Genomic DNA, 18,835 nt, shown 5'->3' on the forward strand with positions numbered 1-18,835 from the left:
AAGTCTGAACTCTTTTTCTATTCAGTGAATTCTTTTAGAGCTTTGCCCATACGCATAATTCCATCAGATATTTTGTCCTCCGGCATATTAGAAAAGTTTATCCGAAGGGTATTGCGCTTTTTCGTGTTGGGGAAAAAGGAGTTTCCGGGGACAAAGGCCACGTTGTGTTCAAGACATTTTTCGAGCAGCTTTACAGTGTCTGTTTTTTCATTCAGCTCAATCCAGAGAAACAGTCCGCCCTCGGGCCTGGTGAATTTAATATCTGAGGGAAAAGCGCGGTGTATGGCTTCTATGGCTGTGTCGCGCCGTTTCCGGTATACTTCACGTATTTTATCAATATGAGCGTCAATATCATATTTTTCCAGATAGGCAGAGATGACCATCTGGGCTATGGTGTTGCACTGTAAATCCACACCCTGTTTTACCAGGACATATTTGCGGATGACCTCTTTTTCTCCTGCAATCCATCCAATTCGATAACCGGGGCAGAAGATTTTTGAAAAGGTACCGGTGCACAGGACATTGCCTGTTCGGTCAAAGGATTTGATGGAGGGCAGGAATTCACCTTCATATCTCAGCTCACCATAGGGATTATCCTCTACAACTGCCACATTGTATTTTGCGGAGATTTCAGCAAGCTGCTGTCTGCGCTTGAGACTCCAGGTCCTTCCTGTGGGATTTTGGAAATCAGGGACCACATAGATCAGCTTTGCGGTGGGGTTTTCCTTCAAAGCTTTTTCCAGTTCAGATATGATCATTCCGCTGTCATCTGTGGGAACCTCCGCAAAGCTGCATCCATATGCCTTGAACGCACTGATGGCGGCAAGATATGTAGGACTTTCGCACAGTACCACATCTCCTTCATCCAAAAATACCTTTCCCGAAAGATCCAGGGCCTGCTGGGAACCGTGCGTGATCAGTATGTTTTCATGGCAGAAGGAAGTGCCAAGCTGTGCGTTCATACGTGCGGCGATCCACTCCCGGAGGGGCTGATATCCTTCTGTGGTCGCATACTGCAGAGCGTGTTCTCCGTTGTGGTCCAGCACATAATTGTTGGCAGCTTTGATCTCCTCAATGGGAAACAGTTCAGGAGCCGGCAGGCCTCCTGCAAATGAAATGACTTCCGGCTGTTCTGTGAGTTTTAAAAGCTCCCTGATCTCGGAAGCGGTTACATATGACATTCTTCTTGCGTATTTATATTCCATGGAAATACTCCTTTAAAAATAATTATAATATTGGGTTTATTTCGTTTTCTGTTAAGGGATCACTCTCTGCGTGGGCTGTGATCAGTTCCCTCATCACATCACATAAAATTTTTACGCCGCGGACGATCCTGTCCCTGGGAGGAAAGGTATAGTTTAACCGGATATAGCTTTCCCCTTTCTGTTTGGTCAGGTATGCAGGCATGCCGGGCAGAATGGCAACACCGTTTTTGGCAGCCTGTGAAGCCAGCTGGTCGGCTGACAGGCCATCCGGAAGTCTGCACCACAGATAGTATCCGCCGTTTGGTATATTCCAGGAAAGCCCGCGGGGAGCATATCGGTTCAGGGCCTCCACCATCATATCCCTTCTATCCCTATATTCCTTTCGTATGAATTCCACATACTTTGCCATCTCCCCATTGACAATAAAACGCTCCACGATCTGTTGTGAAATGCAGCAGGAATGTAAATCTATAAGCTGACGGATACCGGAAAAATGGTGGATCAATTTCCTGTCTGCACAGATCCAGCCCAGACGCAGCCCGGGATAGATGGTTTTGGAAAAAGAACTGAGATAAATCACATTTCCGTTGGTGTCCATGGATTTTAAGGGGGCTGTGGTCTGGCCTTCAAAACTCAGTTCACTGTAGGGGTCATCCTCCAGAACGGGCACAGAATATTTGGCAGCCAGCTCCAGCAGCCGGACTCTCTTGGCAGTGCTCATGGTCACGCCGCAGGGGTTATGATAAGTGGGCATGGTGTAGATCAATTTCGGATGGTAGCGCATTAAGAGCTGTTCCAGAATCCTTACATCCATTCCGTCATGCTCCATGGGGACTGCCATAAGCCTGGCACCCATGGAACGGAAGCTCTGAATCGCCGGGAAAAAGGACGGTTCTTCAATCAGCACAATATCGCCGGGATTCAGAAAGGCACGTGCCGCAAGGTCGATACCTTCCTGGGCACCGGAAACGAGCATGATCTCGGAGGGATGGCAGAAACAGGAGCGCTTCTGCATGTATGAGGCCATGACCTTGCGCAGGGATGAAAAACCTGTCACAGGAGAGACCAGCATTCCCTTCGGGTTGGATAACAGCTCATGTTCAATTCCTTTGAAAGCCCGGACAGGCGGATTTTCAAAAGAGGCAATACCGGCGGCAAAGGATATGACATCCTTTTGATTCGCCATTTCCAGATATTTGTTGACATCAAAGGTGTCGCGGTTTTTTAGATAGTCGCTGAACAAATACTCCCACATGGGTTCTCTGCGGGAATCCGTTTTGCGGATTTTTTGGTCAGTTCCTCTGACGGCTGTGGTGCCCCTTCCCACATGGGAGGCCAGCAGACCATCCGCTTTTAATTCTTTATACGCGTTCAGTACAGTTGTCCGGTTCACGCCCAGTGTATCCGCTAACTGACGTTCCGATGGGAACTGAAAGCCATCCGGGATCTCACCGGAAATGATCTGGGCCTGAATTTGTTCTGTGATCTGTCTGTATAAAGGTGTCTTTTTTGATTTGTCTATTTGAATTTGCATGGGTTCCTCCAATTGGTTTGGTCCAATTTGTATTATATACAAGGATTGGTGGGGCATCAACCACCAATTGAACTTAATTTTTTACAACCAATTTGAAAGATGGGAGGGGGACTTTTGTTTTATATGCCGCCTTTATGCAAAAGCAGGACCATATTTTCGCTGAAGAAAGTAAATCCGGACCGGAGTATGACCAGCGTTCTTCAGGGGATTGTTTTATTGCAGACAGAAAATATGTATGCTATATTTTATATAATCCTAAGGATCGTAAATGTAATATATACAGCATGATTTTTTATCCGAAATATGAGTGAAAGGAGTGTATTACCGTTCTCTATGCCGCTGCCGGAATGCAAAGTGCGCTGGTGTATGCGGGGTGAACGGTAACAGTGGTATTTTATTATGTATGAACTGATACAGATCGGAGAGCGGAGTTATTATATCCAGAGTCCGGCAAAAATCGGGATCTATCTGGCAAATGATCAGGAGGTTTATCTGATCGACAGCGGCAATGACAAGGATGCAGGGAGAAAAATCCGTAAAATTCTGGAGCAGAACGGCTGGTCATTGAAAGCTATCCTAAACACACATTCCAATGCAGACCATATCGGCGGCAACCGTTATCTTCAGCAGCAGTACGGCTGTGACATATTTGCAAATGGGATGGAGGCTGCCTTCACAAAATACCCGCAGCTGGAGCCGGCGCTTCTGTATGGCGGATATCCCTTTCAGGATTTAAGGCATAAATTTTTGATGGCAGCTCCCAGCGAAGCGAAAGAGCTGACAGACAGCGGCTTTCCAAAGGAGATAGAAGTGATTCCTCTGCCGGGGCATTTCCTTGATATGGTAGGGTTCAGAACTCCGGACCAGACAGTGTTTCTCGCTGACTGCCTAAGCAGTGCAGCTGCTCTGGAGAAATATCAGCTCACTTTTATTTATGATGTGGAAGCGTACTTAAATACACTGGAACGAGTAGCGGCTATGCAGGCGGAGATATTTGTTCCGTCTCATGCAGAGCCTGTAAAAGATATCCGTCCGCTGGCAGAATGCAACAGGAAGAAGGTTCTGGAGATTGCAGATCATATCACAGAGATCTGCCGGGAGCCAATCACATTTGAAGCATTGCTGCAAAGGCTCTTTTCCGATTATCAGATTACCATGACCTATGAGCAGTATGTGCTGGTAGGAAGTACAGTCCGTTCTTATTTATCTTATTTGAAAGACAGCGGAAAAATAGAGGGATACATTGAGAACAACAGTCTGTTGTGGAAAAAAATTCGGGAGGAAGGGTAACCATGTCGGAAAAACATCTGAAGTTCAGATACGCGGAAAGAAAAGACACAGCTCTTATACTGAAGTTTATAAAAGAGCTTGCCGCTTATGAAAAGATGGAACATGAGGTGATCGCCACAGAAGCGGTTTTGGAGGAGTGGATATTTGATAAAAAGAAAGCGGAAGTGATTTTTGCAGTGGTAGATAAGGAAGAGATAGGATTTGCGCTGTTCTTTCATAATTTTTCCACCTTTTTGGGGCGTGCGGGGCTTTATCTGGAAGATTTATATGTAAAGCCAAAATACCGGGGAAATGGATATGGAAAGGGCATATTGAAAAAACTGGCTCAAATTGCAGTGGAGAGAGGCTGCGGGCGCCTGGAATGGTGGTGCCTGGACTGGAATAAACCAAGCATCGACTTCTATTTATCATTGGGAGCGGAGCCAATGGAAGACTGGACCGTTTACCGTATTGCCGGTGATACGCTGAAGCAGTTATCCGTAAAATAGAAAAACAGTTACTTTTATCATGGCCCAGAGGGCTGCCGTACCACCACGGCAGTCCTTTTTGTTTTCATAAATCATAAGCACGTCGAAAAAATGTCGAAAAACGTCGGAAAAGTGATTGACAATATTGAATACAAGAAATATAATAACTGTATACAGGTGATATGCGGGAGGAGGAATATTATGGAGTTAACGCAGGAACAACAGAATATGCTGGACGGTAAGTATGGGGAAGGTACAGCATACGCAATGAAAATCCAGGTGGCAATCGGAGAATCCTTTGATGCGCCCCGGATGGTGCCTATAACAAGGGCACATGTAGCTCTGTCCAATCAGGACGCAGATTTGTGGTTCGCGGAGAAGCTGCTGAATGCGGGAGCATACTGCAGAGTCTCACCGACAGTGAACCCGGGGTTCTGTATTTCGTTCTTTCAGGAGCGGAATATGGTGTCAGAGGAGGATGCTGATTTTATGCAGAGGACACATAACGCATACAAGGGGTTAGGTGCGACTCTGACATATAACTGCACTCCCTATGTTGCAACGAATGTCCCTAATTTCGGAGAGATTGTAGCTTTCTCGGAATCCAGTGCGACACCCTATGTGAATTCCGTGTGGGGAGCTAGAAGCAACCGGGAAGGAGCAAACAGTGCGTTATGCGCAGCCATCACGGGCTTTGTGCCGGAGTACGGCCTGCTTCTTGATGAGAACAGAAAGGGAAATATTCTGGTGGAAGTTAAGGCAGACATGAAATCTGATTTTGAGTATCATCTTCTCGGATACTGCGGACGAAAGATTGGAAGCGGGATTCCCGTATTTACCGGGCTTCCGAAACACATAGGGAAGGAAGCACTGACCAATCTGGGAGCCCAGCTCAATACTTCCGGTGCTTATGGCATGTACCATATTGTCGGCTGTACACCGGAAGCCCGGACTTTGGAACAGGCTTTTGGGGGAAAGGAACCGGAGCGCACAGTGACTATTACCAATGAAGATTTAGAGGAGATTTTGGAGGAAATTTCAGCAGAAGGAAACAGGGAAATTGATTTCGCAATGTTCGGATGTCCCCATTTTACATTGGAACAGGCGAAGCATATCGCCGGAAGATTACAGGGAAAGAAACTGAAAAAAGAGATGTGGATTCTCACATCCTATCATGTAAAGGAATTGGCTGACAGGATGGGTATTACAGAGGTGATCGAGAACGCCGGTGGGTATATCGTACCGGATTCCTGTCCTGATCAGCCCTGCTGGAAACATTTACAGGGAAAGACAGGCGTTACGGAATCACCAAAGTGTGCTTATTATCCCAAACGCAGAGGAATCAATTTCGTTATACGTGATTTGGACACATGTATTGATGCAGCACTGAACGGGGAGGTGGTCTGATGGAAAAGAAATTCAGATGTCATAAAATTTCAGAGGGGATTGTAGAAGGGGAAGCCTTGGTATCAGGTGATAATATCATGTTTTATCTCATCGAGCCGGACACGGGTAAAGTCATTGAGCCGGCCCATGCACTGGAAGGGCAGAGTATAGCGAAAAAGATCTTGATCTTCCCAAGTGGTAAAGGCAGCTCCGTAGTTCAGGCAGACGGTCTTTTTCAGCTTAACAAAAAGGACAATGCGCCGAAAGGGATGATCATCAGATACCCGGAAACCGTTCTTGTTTCCAGCGCCATCATTATGGATATCCCCATGGTGGATAAGGTGGATGAAGCGTTCTATGAAACAGTAAAATCAGGGGATCACATTCGGATCAATGCCGATGCAGGTGTAATAGAAATCTTAGATTAATGTTTCCGCGCGGGATGCGCAAGGAGGATAAAGAATGAAAAGATTAGCGGTTTTATTGGCTTGTGCACTTTGTGTTACCACTCTCTACGGATGCGGCAGCTCCGGCAGTGATGAGAAGAAAGAGGGGGCATCTGACACAAAACAGGAGCAAAAAGAAGAAGGCCGGCAGGAGGAGAGCCAGGAGGCGGATGCAGAGCTTGACGGGCTGGACCCTATCACCATAAAGTTTGCCAGTATAGGACCCGAAAGCGGTACCACACAGGCGGACGGGGAAGCTAAGTTTATAGAATATGTGGAGAAAGCGTCAGGGGGAAAGATTAAAGTGGACCATTATCCCAACGGAGCGCTGGGAGGAGATACGGAGATGCTGGAGGGCTGTGCCATGAATACGATCCAGGTCTGTAATCCTGCTATCTCTGTACTGACCACATATGATGAGAAATTTGGTATTCTGGATATGCCGTTTTTGTTTGATGACTATGAGTCCGAATTAAAGGCAGTGAACGAAGGTAAGCTGGGTGATGAATTTGACAAAATGCTGCAGGGCACTGGAATCCGCATCGGCGATACTTATTATTTTGGAGGTTACAGAGGGTTAAGCAACAGTGTGCGCCCGGTAGAATCGCCGGATGATATGAAAGGTCTTAAAATCCGTGTTATGGAGAGCCCTGTATATATTACAGCCTTTACGCTTATGGGAGCAAATCCCACACCGATGAGTTTCTCAGAGCTGTTTACAGCACTTCAGAACAAGACCGTGGACGGACAGGACAATGACCCGTCACTGACTTATACTTCACAATATTATGAGGTGCAGAAATATTACAGCAATCTGGAACATACCATATCCATCGGCTGCCTTGCCATGAGCGAAGAGTGGTACAACGGTCTGCCGGATGCCTATAAGAAAATTATTGACGAAGGGATTAAACAGCAGTCTGAGCTTGTCACAAAAGAGAGCCTCGAAATGTATGAATCCTACCTGAAACAGCTTGAGGATGCAGGCATGGAGGTGACAAAGATCACAGATGAAAACCGTGAAAAATTCAAAGAAGCGGTAGAGCCCATGTATGAAGAATATAAAGAAAAACTGGGGAACGAAATTTTTGACATTGCACAGGAGTTTAACAAGTAGACCGGACGGCAGCAAAAGGGGGAAGTTTTTTGAAGAAGGCTAAAGTTCTTGTTACCATATGGAATAAAATCGAAGAATACTTTCTCGTTTATTCCTTGATCCTGATGGTGGCGCTTGTTTTTATTCAGGTCATTATGAGGTACATATTTAATAATTCCCTGAGCTGGAGCGAGGAGCTGGTCCGCTATATTTTTATCTGGCAGATCTGGCTTGGCGCCAGCGTGGGGGCAAAAAACAATGACCACATCAGGATTGAAATATTCAGTAATAAATTAAAGCAAAAACCAAGAGAGGCACTGGAGATTGTCATTAACCTTATGATCTTTGTATTCTACCTGTTTCTCATATGGCAGGGGATTCAGTATCTAAAGACCGTGATCTCTACAAGTATGACTTCCACAGGACTGCAGATACCGTTATGGATCGTGTATATTTCACTGCCGGTTGGGTCAGCGGCTGTGGCAGTCCGTCTTGCCTGCAGGGTGGTATATGAAATCACACATTTCGGACATCTTCCTGTGCAGGAGACATCACAGGCAAAGGGGGTGGAGTAGAGTATGGAAATAGCAGTATTGTTCGGCAGTTTCTTTATCCTGCTTCTTTTAAGCGTTCCGGTGGGACATGCCATCGGAATCTCGGGTTTACTGAGTTTTCTTTTATGTACAGATTACTCACCTATGGTATTTATTAAAAGTTCCCTGTCAGGTACAGATTCCTTTACGCTTCTGGCTGTTCCGTTTTTTATGCTTGCCGGAAATCTTATGGCAACAGGCGGAATTGCCAAAAGAATCGTGAACTTTGCCGACAGCCTTCTCGGCTGGATGACAGGAGGTCTCTCTATTGTGACCACGATTGCCTGCATGTTTTTCGGCGCTGTTTCCGGTTCTGCCGTTGCGACAACCTCTGCCATCGGCTCTTTCATGATACCGGAGATGGAGAAAAAAGGATATGACAAAGACTTTTCAGCAGCATTAGCGGCAGCGGCGGGTTCTGTAGGCGTTATCATTCCGCCCTCTGTGCCTCTTGTCATTTACGGTGTGGCTGTCAATGCATCTGTCAAAGACCTGTTTACAGCAGGTATCTTGCCGGGCATCATGATGGGCATTGCCATGATTATCGTCTGTGTCATCACCTCCAAAAAACATGGATGGAAAGGTGACGCAAAACGCCCGGAACTGAAGAAGGTGTGGAAGGCATTCAGGGAAGGGTTCTGGGCACTGCTGATGCCGGTTATTATCCTGGGTGGAATCTACAAGGGTATCTTTACTCCCACAGAGGCATCTGTGGTATCGGTTGTCTACTGTATCTTTGTCAGTATGTTTGTGTATAAAGAAATGGACCTGAAGGGCCTGTATAAAGGATTTCTGGGAATCGTGAATCTTTGCGGCATTACCCTGTTTATGATGGGGTTTGCCAATGCTTTTTCCTATTTCCTTACCATTGAGCAGATCCCTAACAGACTGACGGAACTGTTCCTGGGAATCAGTCATAATAAATTCGTGATCCTGCTTATGATCAATATTCTGCTTTTGATCGTGGGATGTGTGATTGACAATATTCCGGCTACAATCATTCTGGCCCCTATTCTTCTGCCGGTCGTAGAAGCGATTGGGATGAGCCCTATTACATTTGGTGTAATGCTCACCATGAACCTGGCGATCGGATTCATTACCCCGCCGTACGGCATCAATCTTTTTATGGCAACTGCCGTTTCGGGGGTTCCCATGGATGCCATGATGAAGAGGATAGGCGGTCTGCTGGTATCGCTTCTGGTGGTATTGATGCTGATCACCTATGTGCCATGGTTTACAATGGGATTCCTGGGATAGGAGAAGCCTAAAGGAAAGCGAGGTTGGAAATGCCGCTATTATTGCCTGAAGATTATGATATAAAAATCCCCCCTCTTTACAAAGTACGCCAGGTGTTCGGCAGAGATACTCTGCCGGACATCAAGGCGGCAGTGCAAAAGGAGTTTCAAAGGGAAGAGATACGTGATAAAATAAAACCGGGAATGCGTGCAGCAGTTGCTGTAGGCAGCCGTGGTATCCGCAATTTGCCGCTGATCATAAAAACGATTCTGGAGGAACTGAAAATACTTGGCGCAAAGCCCTATATTGTCTCCGCCATGGGCAGCCATGGAGGGGGAACCGAGGAGGGACAGAGAGAAGTTCTGTATGGCTATGGGATTACGGAGGAAGCCATGCAGGTACCGATCATCACTACTACAGAGGTGGTATGTCTGGGAGAGATTTCAGGCGGAAGAAAGGTATATTTTGACAAATCCTCTTTGGAAGCGGACGTGATCATTCCGGCCAACAGAGTGAAGCTGCATACGGATTTTGTGTCCGACATACAGAGCGGCCTCTGTAAAATGCTTGTCATCGGTCTGGGTAACCACAGGGGATGTACGGAGATTCATGAGGCTGATTTTTCCATATTTGGGGAAGTGATAAAAGAGGCAGCATCCTTGATATTGGAGAAGGCACCGGTTGTTTTTGGGGTTGCCGTTTTGGAAAATGCCTATGATGAGACTTGTCGGATCGAAGCTGTCCCGGCGGAGATTCTGATCAGACGGGAAAAAGAGCTGGTGAGGGAAGCAAGAAAAAATATGCCGGTTCTGATGATTCCGAAGATTGATATCCTCATAGTTGAGGCTATCGGAAAAGACATATCAGGAGCCGGATTTGACCCCAATATCCTTGGGAAAAGTTATATTCTTAAAGAATTTGTCCTGCCGGTTCCAAGGATAGACAAGATGATACTTCTGGATATATCCCCGGCCTCCCATGGTAACGGAATCGGTCTCGGGATATTTGATATCATCACACGGAAAGTCTTTGAGCAGCTTGATTATGAAGCTATGTATGCAAATGCGATTGCGGTAAAATGTGTGGACGACTGTAAAATCCCACTCATTGCCGAGGATGAGGAAGAGGCGGTGAAAATCGCAGTAAAAATCCTGAGAAATGCGGATAAAGAGAATCTCAGAATCGTAAAGATAAAAAATACCATCGAGCTGGAAGAAATTATGGTATCCCATGCGCTTCTGGGGGAAGTGGAAAAAAATCCCTGCCTGGTTCTGGAAAATAAGTCGTGAGATGAGGAGGCCGAGATGAAGGTCAAAGAAAATTTGTGGGAAACGATCCGATATGGAAAGCCGGATGCCCTGATCAATGAATGGGAGGCATTCTCTTTTATATCGGATCCTGTTACAGCATATATGTCTGTAGCTGAGAGGGGAAAAACGAAAGTAAATCCATGGGGAGTGACCGTATACTGGGGGGAAGACGAACCGGGCTCCATGCCTCTGATCAATGATAAGACAAAGGTATGTAAAGATATCTGCAGATGGAGGGAATATGTGAAGGTACCGGATATCAGAAAGGTTCCCATGGACTGGAGTAGAGCGGTGGAAGATACCCGGAAGATACGCGGGGAAGGCAGGCTTTCTATAGCTATGATGGCCTCCGGTTTGTTTGAACAGACCCATGCGTTAATGGGATTTGAAGACGTTTTTATTGCCATGCTGGAGGAACCGGAGGCCATGCATGAACTTCTGGACTGCATTTTGGATTTTAAATTGAACTGGTGCCGGATGTTGGTAGAAAACTGCAGGCCTGATGCCGTTCTCTTTCATGATGATTGGGGTTCTAAGAAAAGTCTTTTTGTAAGCCGGGATACATGGGTTGCATTTTTTAAAGAGAGATACAGAAAAATATATGGTTATCTCAGAGAAAACGGGGTACTTGTCATCCACCACGCGGACTGTTACTGTGAGACGATCGCAGAAGATATGGCAGAGATCGGTGTGGATGTATGGCAGGGTGTTACTCCTGAGAATAATATTCCGAAAATGCAGAAACGCCTCAGAGGGAAAATGGCTTTCATGGGCGGACTGGATGCATCCGTGATCGATGTGCCGGATCACAAGGAGGATATCATAAGGGGGGAGGTAAGAAGGGCCTGTGAGGAATACGTGCCTGGAGGAGGATTCATTCCCTGTCTGACATACGGAGGTGATGACGGCAGTATTTATCCGGAAGTGGATGAGATTGTCAAAGATGAGATTGCAAAGTGGAGCCGGGCATATTTCCACAGTTAATGACCGGGATTTACAAAATGCGTCAGGAATGCGGCTTGACGGAGCAGTATAAATGATGCTAAACTAATCCTAGTCTAAAAGCAGGTGGTAAAATATGGAAGTCAGTAATTTTGTAAAGAAAGGAAGTACCAGAAATCGTACGGAGATTGCCTATGATAAGATAAAGGATTCCATATGCAGTGGTGCGATTAAGCCGGGGGAGATTCTCAGTGAATCCCAGATTGCGGCAGAGCTGGAAATGAGTCGGACGCCTGTCCGGGAAGCGCTGCGCATACTGGCCAGTGAAGATTTGGTAGTGATTAAAAACGGCATTGGAGCCTATGTGACAGAGATATCGGAGAAAGGAACGAAAGATTTGTTCGCCGTCCGTAAGCCTCTTGAGATATTGGCATCCAAGTCTGCCATCCATAACATAACAAAAGAGGAAATCCGGCAGATGGAAGAAATCTTCCAGAAGCTGCGGGTACTGGATGAGTCAGGGGCCCGGGTGGACAAAAAGATGTTCACGGATATGGACTGGGCTCTTCATGATTTGATCATTGACAAGTGTGACAATCAATATGTAAAAAATATTATGGCAAACATCAATGCCAATATTAAAAGGCTCCAGATATCGTCCTTCTATGCATTAAATGATATGCAGGAAAGTACGGCCCAGCATCTGAGGATTTTGCGTCTTCTTGAAAAAAAAGAAGAGGACGCGCTTGAGAAGGCGCTGGCGGATCATGTGGAGTGGTCTATGCGGGCGCTTCTCAGAAGCTGAACATAAGAGCTGTTGTAAATAAGGCTGTCTATGATAAGGAATTTATCATAGACAGCCTTATTGTATACCGCATTGTTCATTTTACAGGGAACCGGTATCAAAAACCGGCTCAATATATTCTTTGATCAATCCAATCCTGTCTTTTGCCTTTGGTGTAAAAAGAGCGGCGATGGAAACCACCAAGTTTTTCTCTTTGTTCACATAGATCGTATTTCCCCCGTCTCCCATGGCAGCAAAAGTATTCGCATTCTCATCGCATAGCCACCATAAATATCCATAGGGAAGATCCTGTTTTTTCCATCGGCTGTGTTCTTTTGTACTCTCGTCTATCCAGCTTTTGGATACGATTTCCCGGCCCTCCCACATGCCGCCGTTTAAATATAATTGTCCTATTTTTGCCATATCAGCCGGTGACAGGGTAAGCCCCCAGCCCGCTGCGTTGTTGCCGGCTTCATCCGAGACCCAGCCGCTTATATCCGTGGCGCTGTTGAACGCCATCTGTTCCTCTTTGCTGTGAAAAATAATATTTTTTTCAACAGTGATTCCCAGAGGAGAGAATAAATGTTCGGATGCAAAGGCAAAGACAGAGCAGCCCGAGGTCTTTGCGAGGATACCGGATAAAAGGTCCGGCCCGATGAGCGGTGCATAACGGAATTTACCGATCTGTCCTTTGCCGCCCAATTGCTCAAGGCTGAATTTCACCCAGTCATCGCTGGTAAAATATTTTAGGTAGGGGGCAAATTTGTATTTGTAGGGTGCAGTCATTGTGAGCAGGTTTTCAAGGGTAATGTTCCGGATGGAGTCCATAGTATTCTTCACAGTGTATTCCGGGAAAAAATCCAATACCTTCTGATGAATGCTTTTGATATATCCCCGGTCCAGCGCGATTCCGATCAATATGGACAGAATGCTTTTGGTGACTGAGTAAACATGAATGCGGCAGTTGGATGTGCAGCCGTTAAAGTAGTTTTCATATTCTGTTCTGCCGTTTTTTAAAACAACGATGCCTGCAGTATTGCTGTAATCCCTGCAGATGGTTTTTTCAAGTTCTGTAATCTTTTCCTGATTCATTTTTTCTCCTTACTGTTTGGGTGAAGTGATGCCTTTTTCTTAACGGGATAATAAATTTCCGTGGTCAGTTCGCTTTCCGATGAGACCTGGGAGGGGTCGGTGATGTACACTTCGCAGAGCGGGCCGTTTCCCTCGTATCCTTCCATCTCTGCCCATCTCCGCTGCTTTGCATAGACAGAGGGCAGCGCGGAGTAGGGACCGTGCAGGACAGTTTTTAGGCAGAGACCGGGAGTGTGGTCCCTTGTCCCTGTGACATATTCTTTAACCGGAATGGCAAATTCGGTATCCAGGCCAAAGGGACTGAATTCCTCACTGTGGAACAGTACCATTGGGGGCGCGGTGACTGTCAGTTTATTCTCCCGGATCACTTTGAATAATCTTCCGTAGCATTTTGCATATTCCTGTGGATACTCGCCTTCCCGTACCATCTTCCGGACAGACAGAAGATACATTTGGGGAACCTCCGTGAGCTGGATCTCAATGGTATCCAGATAGGACATAATGGATTTTCCCTGCTTTAGGTTTTCTATATCCTGATTCATCTGTTCCAGGGTTTTTTCATATTCCAGGAGCTGTTTTTTCATGTCCTGCTCCTTTTTTATAAGCGCGAGGCAGAGAGCTTCCTCCGGCAGTTCTTCGGAATGAAGAATGGATTTGATCTCATCCAGAGAAAAGCGGTAGGATTTCAGACGGTTGATGAAGAGCATGGTTTCCAGCTGGCTGATAGAATAATACCGATATCCGTTTTCCGGATCGATTTCTTCCGGATGGATCAATCCGATTTCCGCGTAGTAGCGGAGTGTCTTGGCAGACACCTTGCAGATGGATGAAAATTCACCTATTGATAACAAAGCATATCCTCCTTGCGGCGTGTTTCTGATCACCCTTATGTTACACCTTGCCCTAAGGGCAAAGTCAACAGGGAATATAAAAGAAAAGATGTAAATTTCTGTCAATATTTGTTATAATGAATCTGTTACAAATTATGTGGTAAAGTAGATGAGAAGATGGGATTATTAAAGTTTGAATCAGAACCGGAGTTTGGGAAACTGGCGGAATATGTATCTGCCTGTCAGCCCTGCGGCGCATTAGAGGCAGAAGGGTACTGTGCGCCGGAGAAAAGGCTTTTTCGGGAATATACCGGGTTTACTGTGGATTTTCTGTATGCATCTGTGCAGTTGGATGACAAAAAGATATTTGAGGACTACGTTTTGTGGTTTTATGAGCTTCTCTGTCCTGTTATGGCAGATATGCCGAAACATAGAGTGCGTGCCCTTCTTCTGCGCCACTTTTCAGTAGTCGAAAACGGCGCGGAGCAGATTTTTGCCGGGGCAGGGCTTAAAAAACTGAAAAGGTTTATCGGGTACGGGAAGAGGGCTGCAGCAGACGCCGAAGTGACAGAGAAATCTCCGGAGCCGTTAAGGTACGGGAAATACGAAAAAGAGCGGCAGCGGTACTTAGATGCGCTTATGCGGTCAGATACAAAAAGTGCAGTCGCTGTGGCAGCGGAGTTTTTACAGACCGGAATTCCTGTTGAGGATATTCTGGTGGAAATCCTGGGGGAAACCATGAGAGGGGTGGGAGAGCTATGGCACAGCCATCAGATTTCCGTGGACATGGAACATTATTGTACATCCACCACCCAGCTTGCGTCAGCGCAGCTGTATCCTGTTATTTTTCGGCAGAGGCGGAAGAAGAAAAAGGTACTGGCAGCATGCGTGGGAAGTGAGCTGCATGAAATGGGAGCCCGCATGACAGCGGATCTTTTTGAATACAATGGATGGGACAGTATCTATCTGGGAGCGGGGGCAGATATTTCTTATGTCCTGAAACAGATACAAGACCACAGGCCTGATCTGGCGGCGTTTTCAGTGACTATGCCTCAGTATTTGGTTCAGTGCCAGGAGATGGTTGACAGGCTGAAAGCATGTTATCCTGACCTGAAGATCGCAGTGGGAGGCAATGCGTTTCAGAGTTTGAGTAAAATACAGGGGAACTGGAGGATAGATGTATATGCCCGGGATGCAAGGGAACTTGTGCGGTGGGCGGATGATACATTTGCAGATGAGATATGATTGGTTATCTTGCATTATGTGATTTGCACTGGAAGATTACGAAAGTAATCCGCAGCATTCCTGTAAGCCTGGCAGAGCCGGGACAGGATGCAAGGGAGATTTTTGCGGACAGGGAGGTTCTGGACAGGCTTTTGGAGCAGGATACAGAACAGATGGTTTCTGCCCGCAGGCAGCTTCGTGGAAAAGAGCACCTATCTGTGTTTGTCACAGTAAAGCCTGTCAGGGAACAGGTACTTCTGTCTGTATACGATATGGAAAATGCAGACTGGCTGCCCCGGATGGCAGAGCTGCAGCTTTCTGCCCTGGATGAATTGGCTTCTCTTGGAACAGGACCTTACGGGGAGTCATATTTTGAAATCCAAAAGGTAAACAACCGGCTCATCAATTCCCAGAGAGCGCTTGCAAAAGCAAATGTACTGCTGAAAGAGACGCTTGAGGAGATGCGCAGGGCGGAAAACACCATTGAGATCCTTAAAAGAGATCCGGTTACCAATCTTCTCACGGAGAAGATATTTTATGAACGGGCACAGGTAATGCTTGAGGAGAATCCGGGACAGGCGTTTGATATAATCGCAGTAGATATAGAGCGGTTTAAAATTATCAATGATGCATTCGGAACGGCTGCGGGAAACCAGCTCCTCAGCGATCTTTCCGTCTGCTTACTGGATATCAGAGTGGACGAAAAGTCTCTGTTTGCAAGGATAAGGGCAGACCTTTTTGCGGTGCTGGTTCCCCGTGAAGAAGGGGGGTATGGAAGGCTGGAACACAGTCTTAACTGTTTTTTGAAAACTTATCCGCTGCCTATGCGCCTCACTGTAAAAATCGGCGTTTACCAGATTGAAGAGCGGGATATTCCTGTGGAAAGAATGTGTGACAGGGCATTTATCGCAGCAGGCAGCATTAAGGGAATGTATGCGGAAAAGATAGTCTTCTACAATAATGCCATGCGGGAAAAAATGCTTTTTGAACAGAAGATTTTAGATACCATGGTTGAGGCGCTTGAACAGGGACAATTTCAGATCCATCTGCAGCCAAAGGTCAGAGTAAACACAGAGGAAGTAGTTGGCGCTGAGGCTCTGGTGCGATGGGAACATCCGGAGCTGGGGCTGCTGTCACCGGCTGACTTTTTGCCTGTTTTTGAAAGGAATGGATTTATCTATTCCCTGGATCTGTATGTCTGGCATAAGGTCTGCTCTGCCATGCAGCGGTGGAGGCAGATGGGAGGAGCGGATATTCCTGTGGCCGTAAATGTTTCACGCATGGACATCTATCATGGAGACCTTCCGTCCCTCTTTACTGAACTGGTAAAGGATTACGGCCTGGAGCCGAAAAACCTTCATCTTGAGATAACGGAATCCGCATACATATCAGATTCCAGGCAGCTTCTTTTGGTAGTGGAACAGCTCAGAAAAACAGGATTTGTGGTTGAGATGGATGATTTCGGAAGCGGATACTCGTCCTTGAATATGCTGTCAGAGCTGCCGGTTGACGTGTTGAAGCTGGATCTTAAATTTCTGCGCACAGGGACAGATGCCGGTCGAAGACACCGGATCATGCAGGCGGTCATTGACTTGGCCCATACGCTCCATCTTCTGGTCATAGCGGAAGGTGTGGAGACAAAAGAAGAATCTCTGCTCTTGGAAGAGATGGGCTGTCAGTATGCACAGGGATATTATTATGGGAGGCCTGTGCCGGAAAATGAATTTGAGAAACGTTTTCTTCATTTGGAGTGCCAAAAGAAAGAGTATTAAATCCCGGAAGGTATATAATAAGAATATGGATTTATTAAGGTACCCTGAATAAAAATGGAGGAAACAATGAGTAAGAAGCTTAAAATAACAATACGTTTGGTTTTACTGTTTTTCATATTAGCGGTGGGAGCGGTCATTCTGTATATAAAAAAGACAGCGCCGCCCGGTGAGGAATGGATCGCATACAACAATGATAAGGTCATAGAAGCCATTGACAGACAGCTTCAGGCCATAGATACGGATTCCCTGATCAGAGAAAAAGAGCAGTATGTGGTAGGAAAAAGTATTGAGGAGATCCAGAAGGCTGTAAAAGAAGGGCAGATCACCTATGAGGAGCTTACAGCGGTGTGCTTATACCGTATAAAAACGCTGGATCAAAAGGAAAAGGGGTATAATTCGGTCATATCCATCAATGAACATGCTATGGAGGAGGCAGTAAAAAGAGACTCCGGTATCAGGGAAACAGGGAAAGAGACCTCCGGAATTTACGGTATCCCTGTCATGCTTAAGGATAACATCAATACTTCTGACATGCCGACCAGTGCCGGAGCGGAGGCATTTTCCGCTTTCTGCCCGTCTGAGGATGCCGAACTGGTAAGAAAGCTGAAGGAAAATGGTGCGGTTATTTTAGGGAAAAACAATCTGTCTGAGTTTGCAAACTATGTATCCAGTGTTATGCCATCCGGATACAGCGGAAATAAAGGGCAGACGGTCAATCCATTCGGGCCGCTGAAAATATCTCCCTCCGGTTCAAGCAGCGGCAGCGCGGTGGCGGTTACAGCGGATCTGGTTCCGGTTTCCGTAGGTACAGAGACGGATGGCTCGATTGTGGCCCCGTCCTCCGCTAACTCAGTGGTAGGATTCAAGCCCACCAGAGACAGCATATCAGGGGAGGGAATCTTGCCGCTGATCAGGAAAATAGATACAGCCGGGCCCATTGCAAAAAGTGTGAAGGATGCCGCCATCGCTTACGAGGGGGCGACAGGTGCACAGATATCCCAGGATTTTGACAAAGATGCTTTGTCAGGAAAAACCATCGGCATTGTCTCATATGAATATAACGATGCCGGGATGCTGTCAGAATTAAAAAAGAAACTGCAGGAACTGGGGGCAGACACTGTTGACGTGGAATTAGATGCCGGTAAGGTTACTGTTTTTAATCTCATCCATCTTACCTTCCGAAAAGATTATGAGGATTACGCGGCAGAGTATGGCCTTCCCATGAAGACTTTAAAGGATTTGCTGAGATACAATGAAGAAGAACCAAAGAGAAGAATCAAATACGGGCAGGACTGGCTGGAAGAAGCGGAAAATGCTCCGGGTACGGATGATGAGATCAGCAAATCCATTCAGACTGCAGATCAGGTATTAGACACACTGTTCCGGGAAAAAAATCTGGACGGAATCGCCTTTTTGAACAGTACGGCTTCCACATACCCCGCAGCGGCCGGATATCCGGAATTGACGGTACCGTTTGGTGCGGATAAGAACAACGTACCGCAGGGAATAACCTTTGCGGCTCGGCCGGGAGAGGATGAAAAGCTGTTAAATTTGGGGTATAGTTTTGAGAGCCATGTAAATGGACGTTTAACACTTTAGGGAAGAAAGCCGCCGCGGGGAAGTAAAAC

17 protein-coding genes are annotated in these 18,835 nt (G+C 46.4%); 13 read left to right on the forward strand and 4 right to left on the reverse strand.

Annotated features, from left to right (window positions below):
- Nucleotides 1-17: 17 nt before the first annotated feature.
- On the reverse strand, nt 18-1,205 hold the full coding sequence (locus V8Q34_RS16980; RefSeq protein ID WP_244806676.1) for an aminotransferase-like domain-containing protein: 1,188 nt from the start codon (nt 1,203-1,205) through the stop codon (nt 18-20).
- 22 nt (nt 1,206-1,227) lie between these two features.
- Nucleotides 1,228-2,739, reverse strand: a complete 1,512-nt coding sequence (pdxR, locus tag V8Q34_RS16985; protein ID WP_335835950.1) for a MocR-like pyridoxine biosynthesis transcription factor PdxR — start codon at nt 2,737-2,739, stop codon at nt 1,228-1,230.
- A gap of 399 nt (nt 2,740-3,138) precedes the next feature.
- On the opposite strand from pdxR, the gene V8Q34_RS16990 reads away from it, so the two are divergent.
- From V8Q34_RS16990 to V8Q34_RS17035, 10 genes are all read left to right on the forward strand, one after another.
- Entirely contained in the window at nt 3,139-4,029 is an 891-nt protein-coding gene (locus V8Q34_RS16990) for an MBL fold metallo-hydrolase (RefSeq protein ID WP_227212192.1), read from the forward strand.
- 2 nt (nt 4,030-4,031) lie between these two features.
- On the forward strand, nt 4,032-4,517 hold the full coding sequence (locus V8Q34_RS16995; protein WP_335835951.1) for a GNAT family N-acetyltransferase: 486 nt from the start codon (nt 4,032-4,034) through the stop codon (nt 4,515-4,517).
- 180 nt (nt 4,518-4,697) lie between these two features.
- The gene (locus tag V8Q34_RS17000; protein ID WP_335835952.1) at nt 4,698-5,903 is read left to right on the forward strand and encodes an aconitase X catalytic domain-containing protein; all 1,206 of its coding nucleotides are present in this window, start codon (nt 4,698-4,700) and stop codon (nt 5,901-5,903) included.
- Nucleotides 5,903-6,310: an aconitase X swivel domain-containing protein gene (locus V8Q34_RS17005; protein WP_103730979.1), complete on the forward strand. Its 408-nt coding sequence runs from the start codon at nt 5,903-5,905 to the stop codon at nt 6,308-6,310. Before V8Q34_RS17000 ends, V8Q34_RS17005 begins: the two co-directional genes overlap by 1 nt.
- Before the next feature lie 34 nt (nt 6,311-6,344).
- Complete coding sequence (locus tag V8Q34_RS17010; protein ID WP_148392691.1) at nt 6,345-7,445, forward strand: TRAP transporter substrate-binding protein; 1,101 nt, start codon at nt 6,345-6,347, stop codon at nt 7,443-7,445.
- Between the two features lie 29 nt (nt 7,446-7,474).
- On the forward strand, nt 7,475-7,999 hold the full coding sequence (locus tag V8Q34_RS17015) for a TRAP transporter small permease (RefSeq protein WP_054351325.1): 525 nt from the start codon (nt 7,475-7,477) through the stop codon (nt 7,997-7,999).
- A gap of 3 nt (nt 8,000-8,002) precedes the next feature.
- The gene (locus tag V8Q34_RS17020; RefSeq protein ID WP_103730981.1) at nt 8,003-9,274 is read left to right on the forward strand and encodes a TRAP transporter large permease; all 1,272 of its coding nucleotides are present in this window, start codon (nt 8,003-8,005) and stop codon (nt 9,272-9,274) included.
- A gap of 29 nt (nt 9,275-9,303) precedes the next feature.
- Entirely contained in the window at nt 9,304-10,542 is a 1,239-nt protein-coding gene (locus V8Q34_RS17025) for a lactate racemase domain-containing protein (RefSeq protein ID WP_335835953.1), read from the forward strand.
- 15 nt (nt 10,543-10,557) lie between these two features.
- Nucleotides 10,558-11,547: a uroporphyrinogen decarboxylase family protein gene (locus tag V8Q34_RS17030; RefSeq protein ID WP_335835954.1), complete on the forward strand. Its 990-nt coding sequence runs from the start codon at nt 10,558-10,560 to the stop codon at nt 11,545-11,547.
- A gap of 94 nt (nt 11,548-11,641) precedes the next feature.
- Nucleotides 11,642-12,310 carry a GntR family transcriptional regulator gene (locus V8Q34_RS17035; RefSeq protein ID WP_103730983.1) on the forward strand — a complete coding sequence of 223 codons (669 nt, stop codon included), beginning with the start codon at nt 11,642-11,644 and terminating at the stop codon, nt 12,308-12,310.
- Nucleotides 12,311-12,391: 81 nt separating this feature from the next.
- Here the strand turns inward: V8Q34_RS17035 and V8Q34_RS17040 are convergent, their stop codons facing one another.
- Both V8Q34_RS17040 and V8Q34_RS17045 read right to left on the reverse strand, forming a co-directional pair.
- Nucleotides 12,392-13,381 (reverse strand): serine hydrolase, encoded by a 990-nt coding sequence (locus V8Q34_RS17040; protein WP_033139498.1) that lies wholly within the window; start codon nt 13,379-13,381, stop codon nt 12,392-12,394.
- A complete protein-coding gene (locus V8Q34_RS17045; protein WP_227210463.1) occupies nt 13,378-14,232 on the reverse strand; it encodes a MerR family transcriptional regulator in 855 nt (284 codons plus the stop codon). Before V8Q34_RS17045 ends, V8Q34_RS17040 begins: the two co-directional genes overlap by 4 nt.
- 156 nt (nt 14,233-14,388) lie before the next feature.
- On the opposite strand from V8Q34_RS17045, the gene V8Q34_RS17050 reads away from it, so the two are divergent.
- The 3 genes from V8Q34_RS17050 to V8Q34_RS17060 all read left to right on the forward strand — a co-directional run bounded on the left by V8Q34_RS17050 (nt 14,389) and on the right by V8Q34_RS17060 (nt 18,806).
- Nucleotides 14,389-15,456, forward strand: coding sequence for a cobalamin B12-binding domain-containing protein (locus tag V8Q34_RS17050; protein ID WP_335835955.1), 1,068 nt, complete (start codon nt 14,389-14,391; stop codon nt 15,454-15,456).
- On the forward strand, nt 15,453-17,207 hold the full coding sequence (locus V8Q34_RS17055) for a putative bifunctional diguanylate cyclase/phosphodiesterase (protein ID WP_335835956.1): 1,755 nt from the start codon (nt 15,453-15,455) through the stop codon (nt 17,205-17,207). The genes V8Q34_RS17050 and V8Q34_RS17055 overlap by 4 nt, the downstream gene beginning before the upstream one ends.
- 66 nt (nt 17,208-17,273) lie before the next feature.
- Nucleotides 17,274-18,806: an amidase family protein gene (locus tag V8Q34_RS17060; RefSeq protein WP_227244703.1), complete on the forward strand. Its 1,533-nt coding sequence runs from the start codon at nt 17,274-17,276 to the stop codon at nt 18,804-18,806.
- Nucleotides 18,807-18,835: the final 29 nt, after the last annotated feature.

Source organism: Blautia sp. JLR.GB0024, from assembly GCF_037000545.1.
Lineage (GTDB): Bacteria > Bacillota > Clostridia > Lachnospirales > Lachnospiraceae > Blautia > Blautia celeris.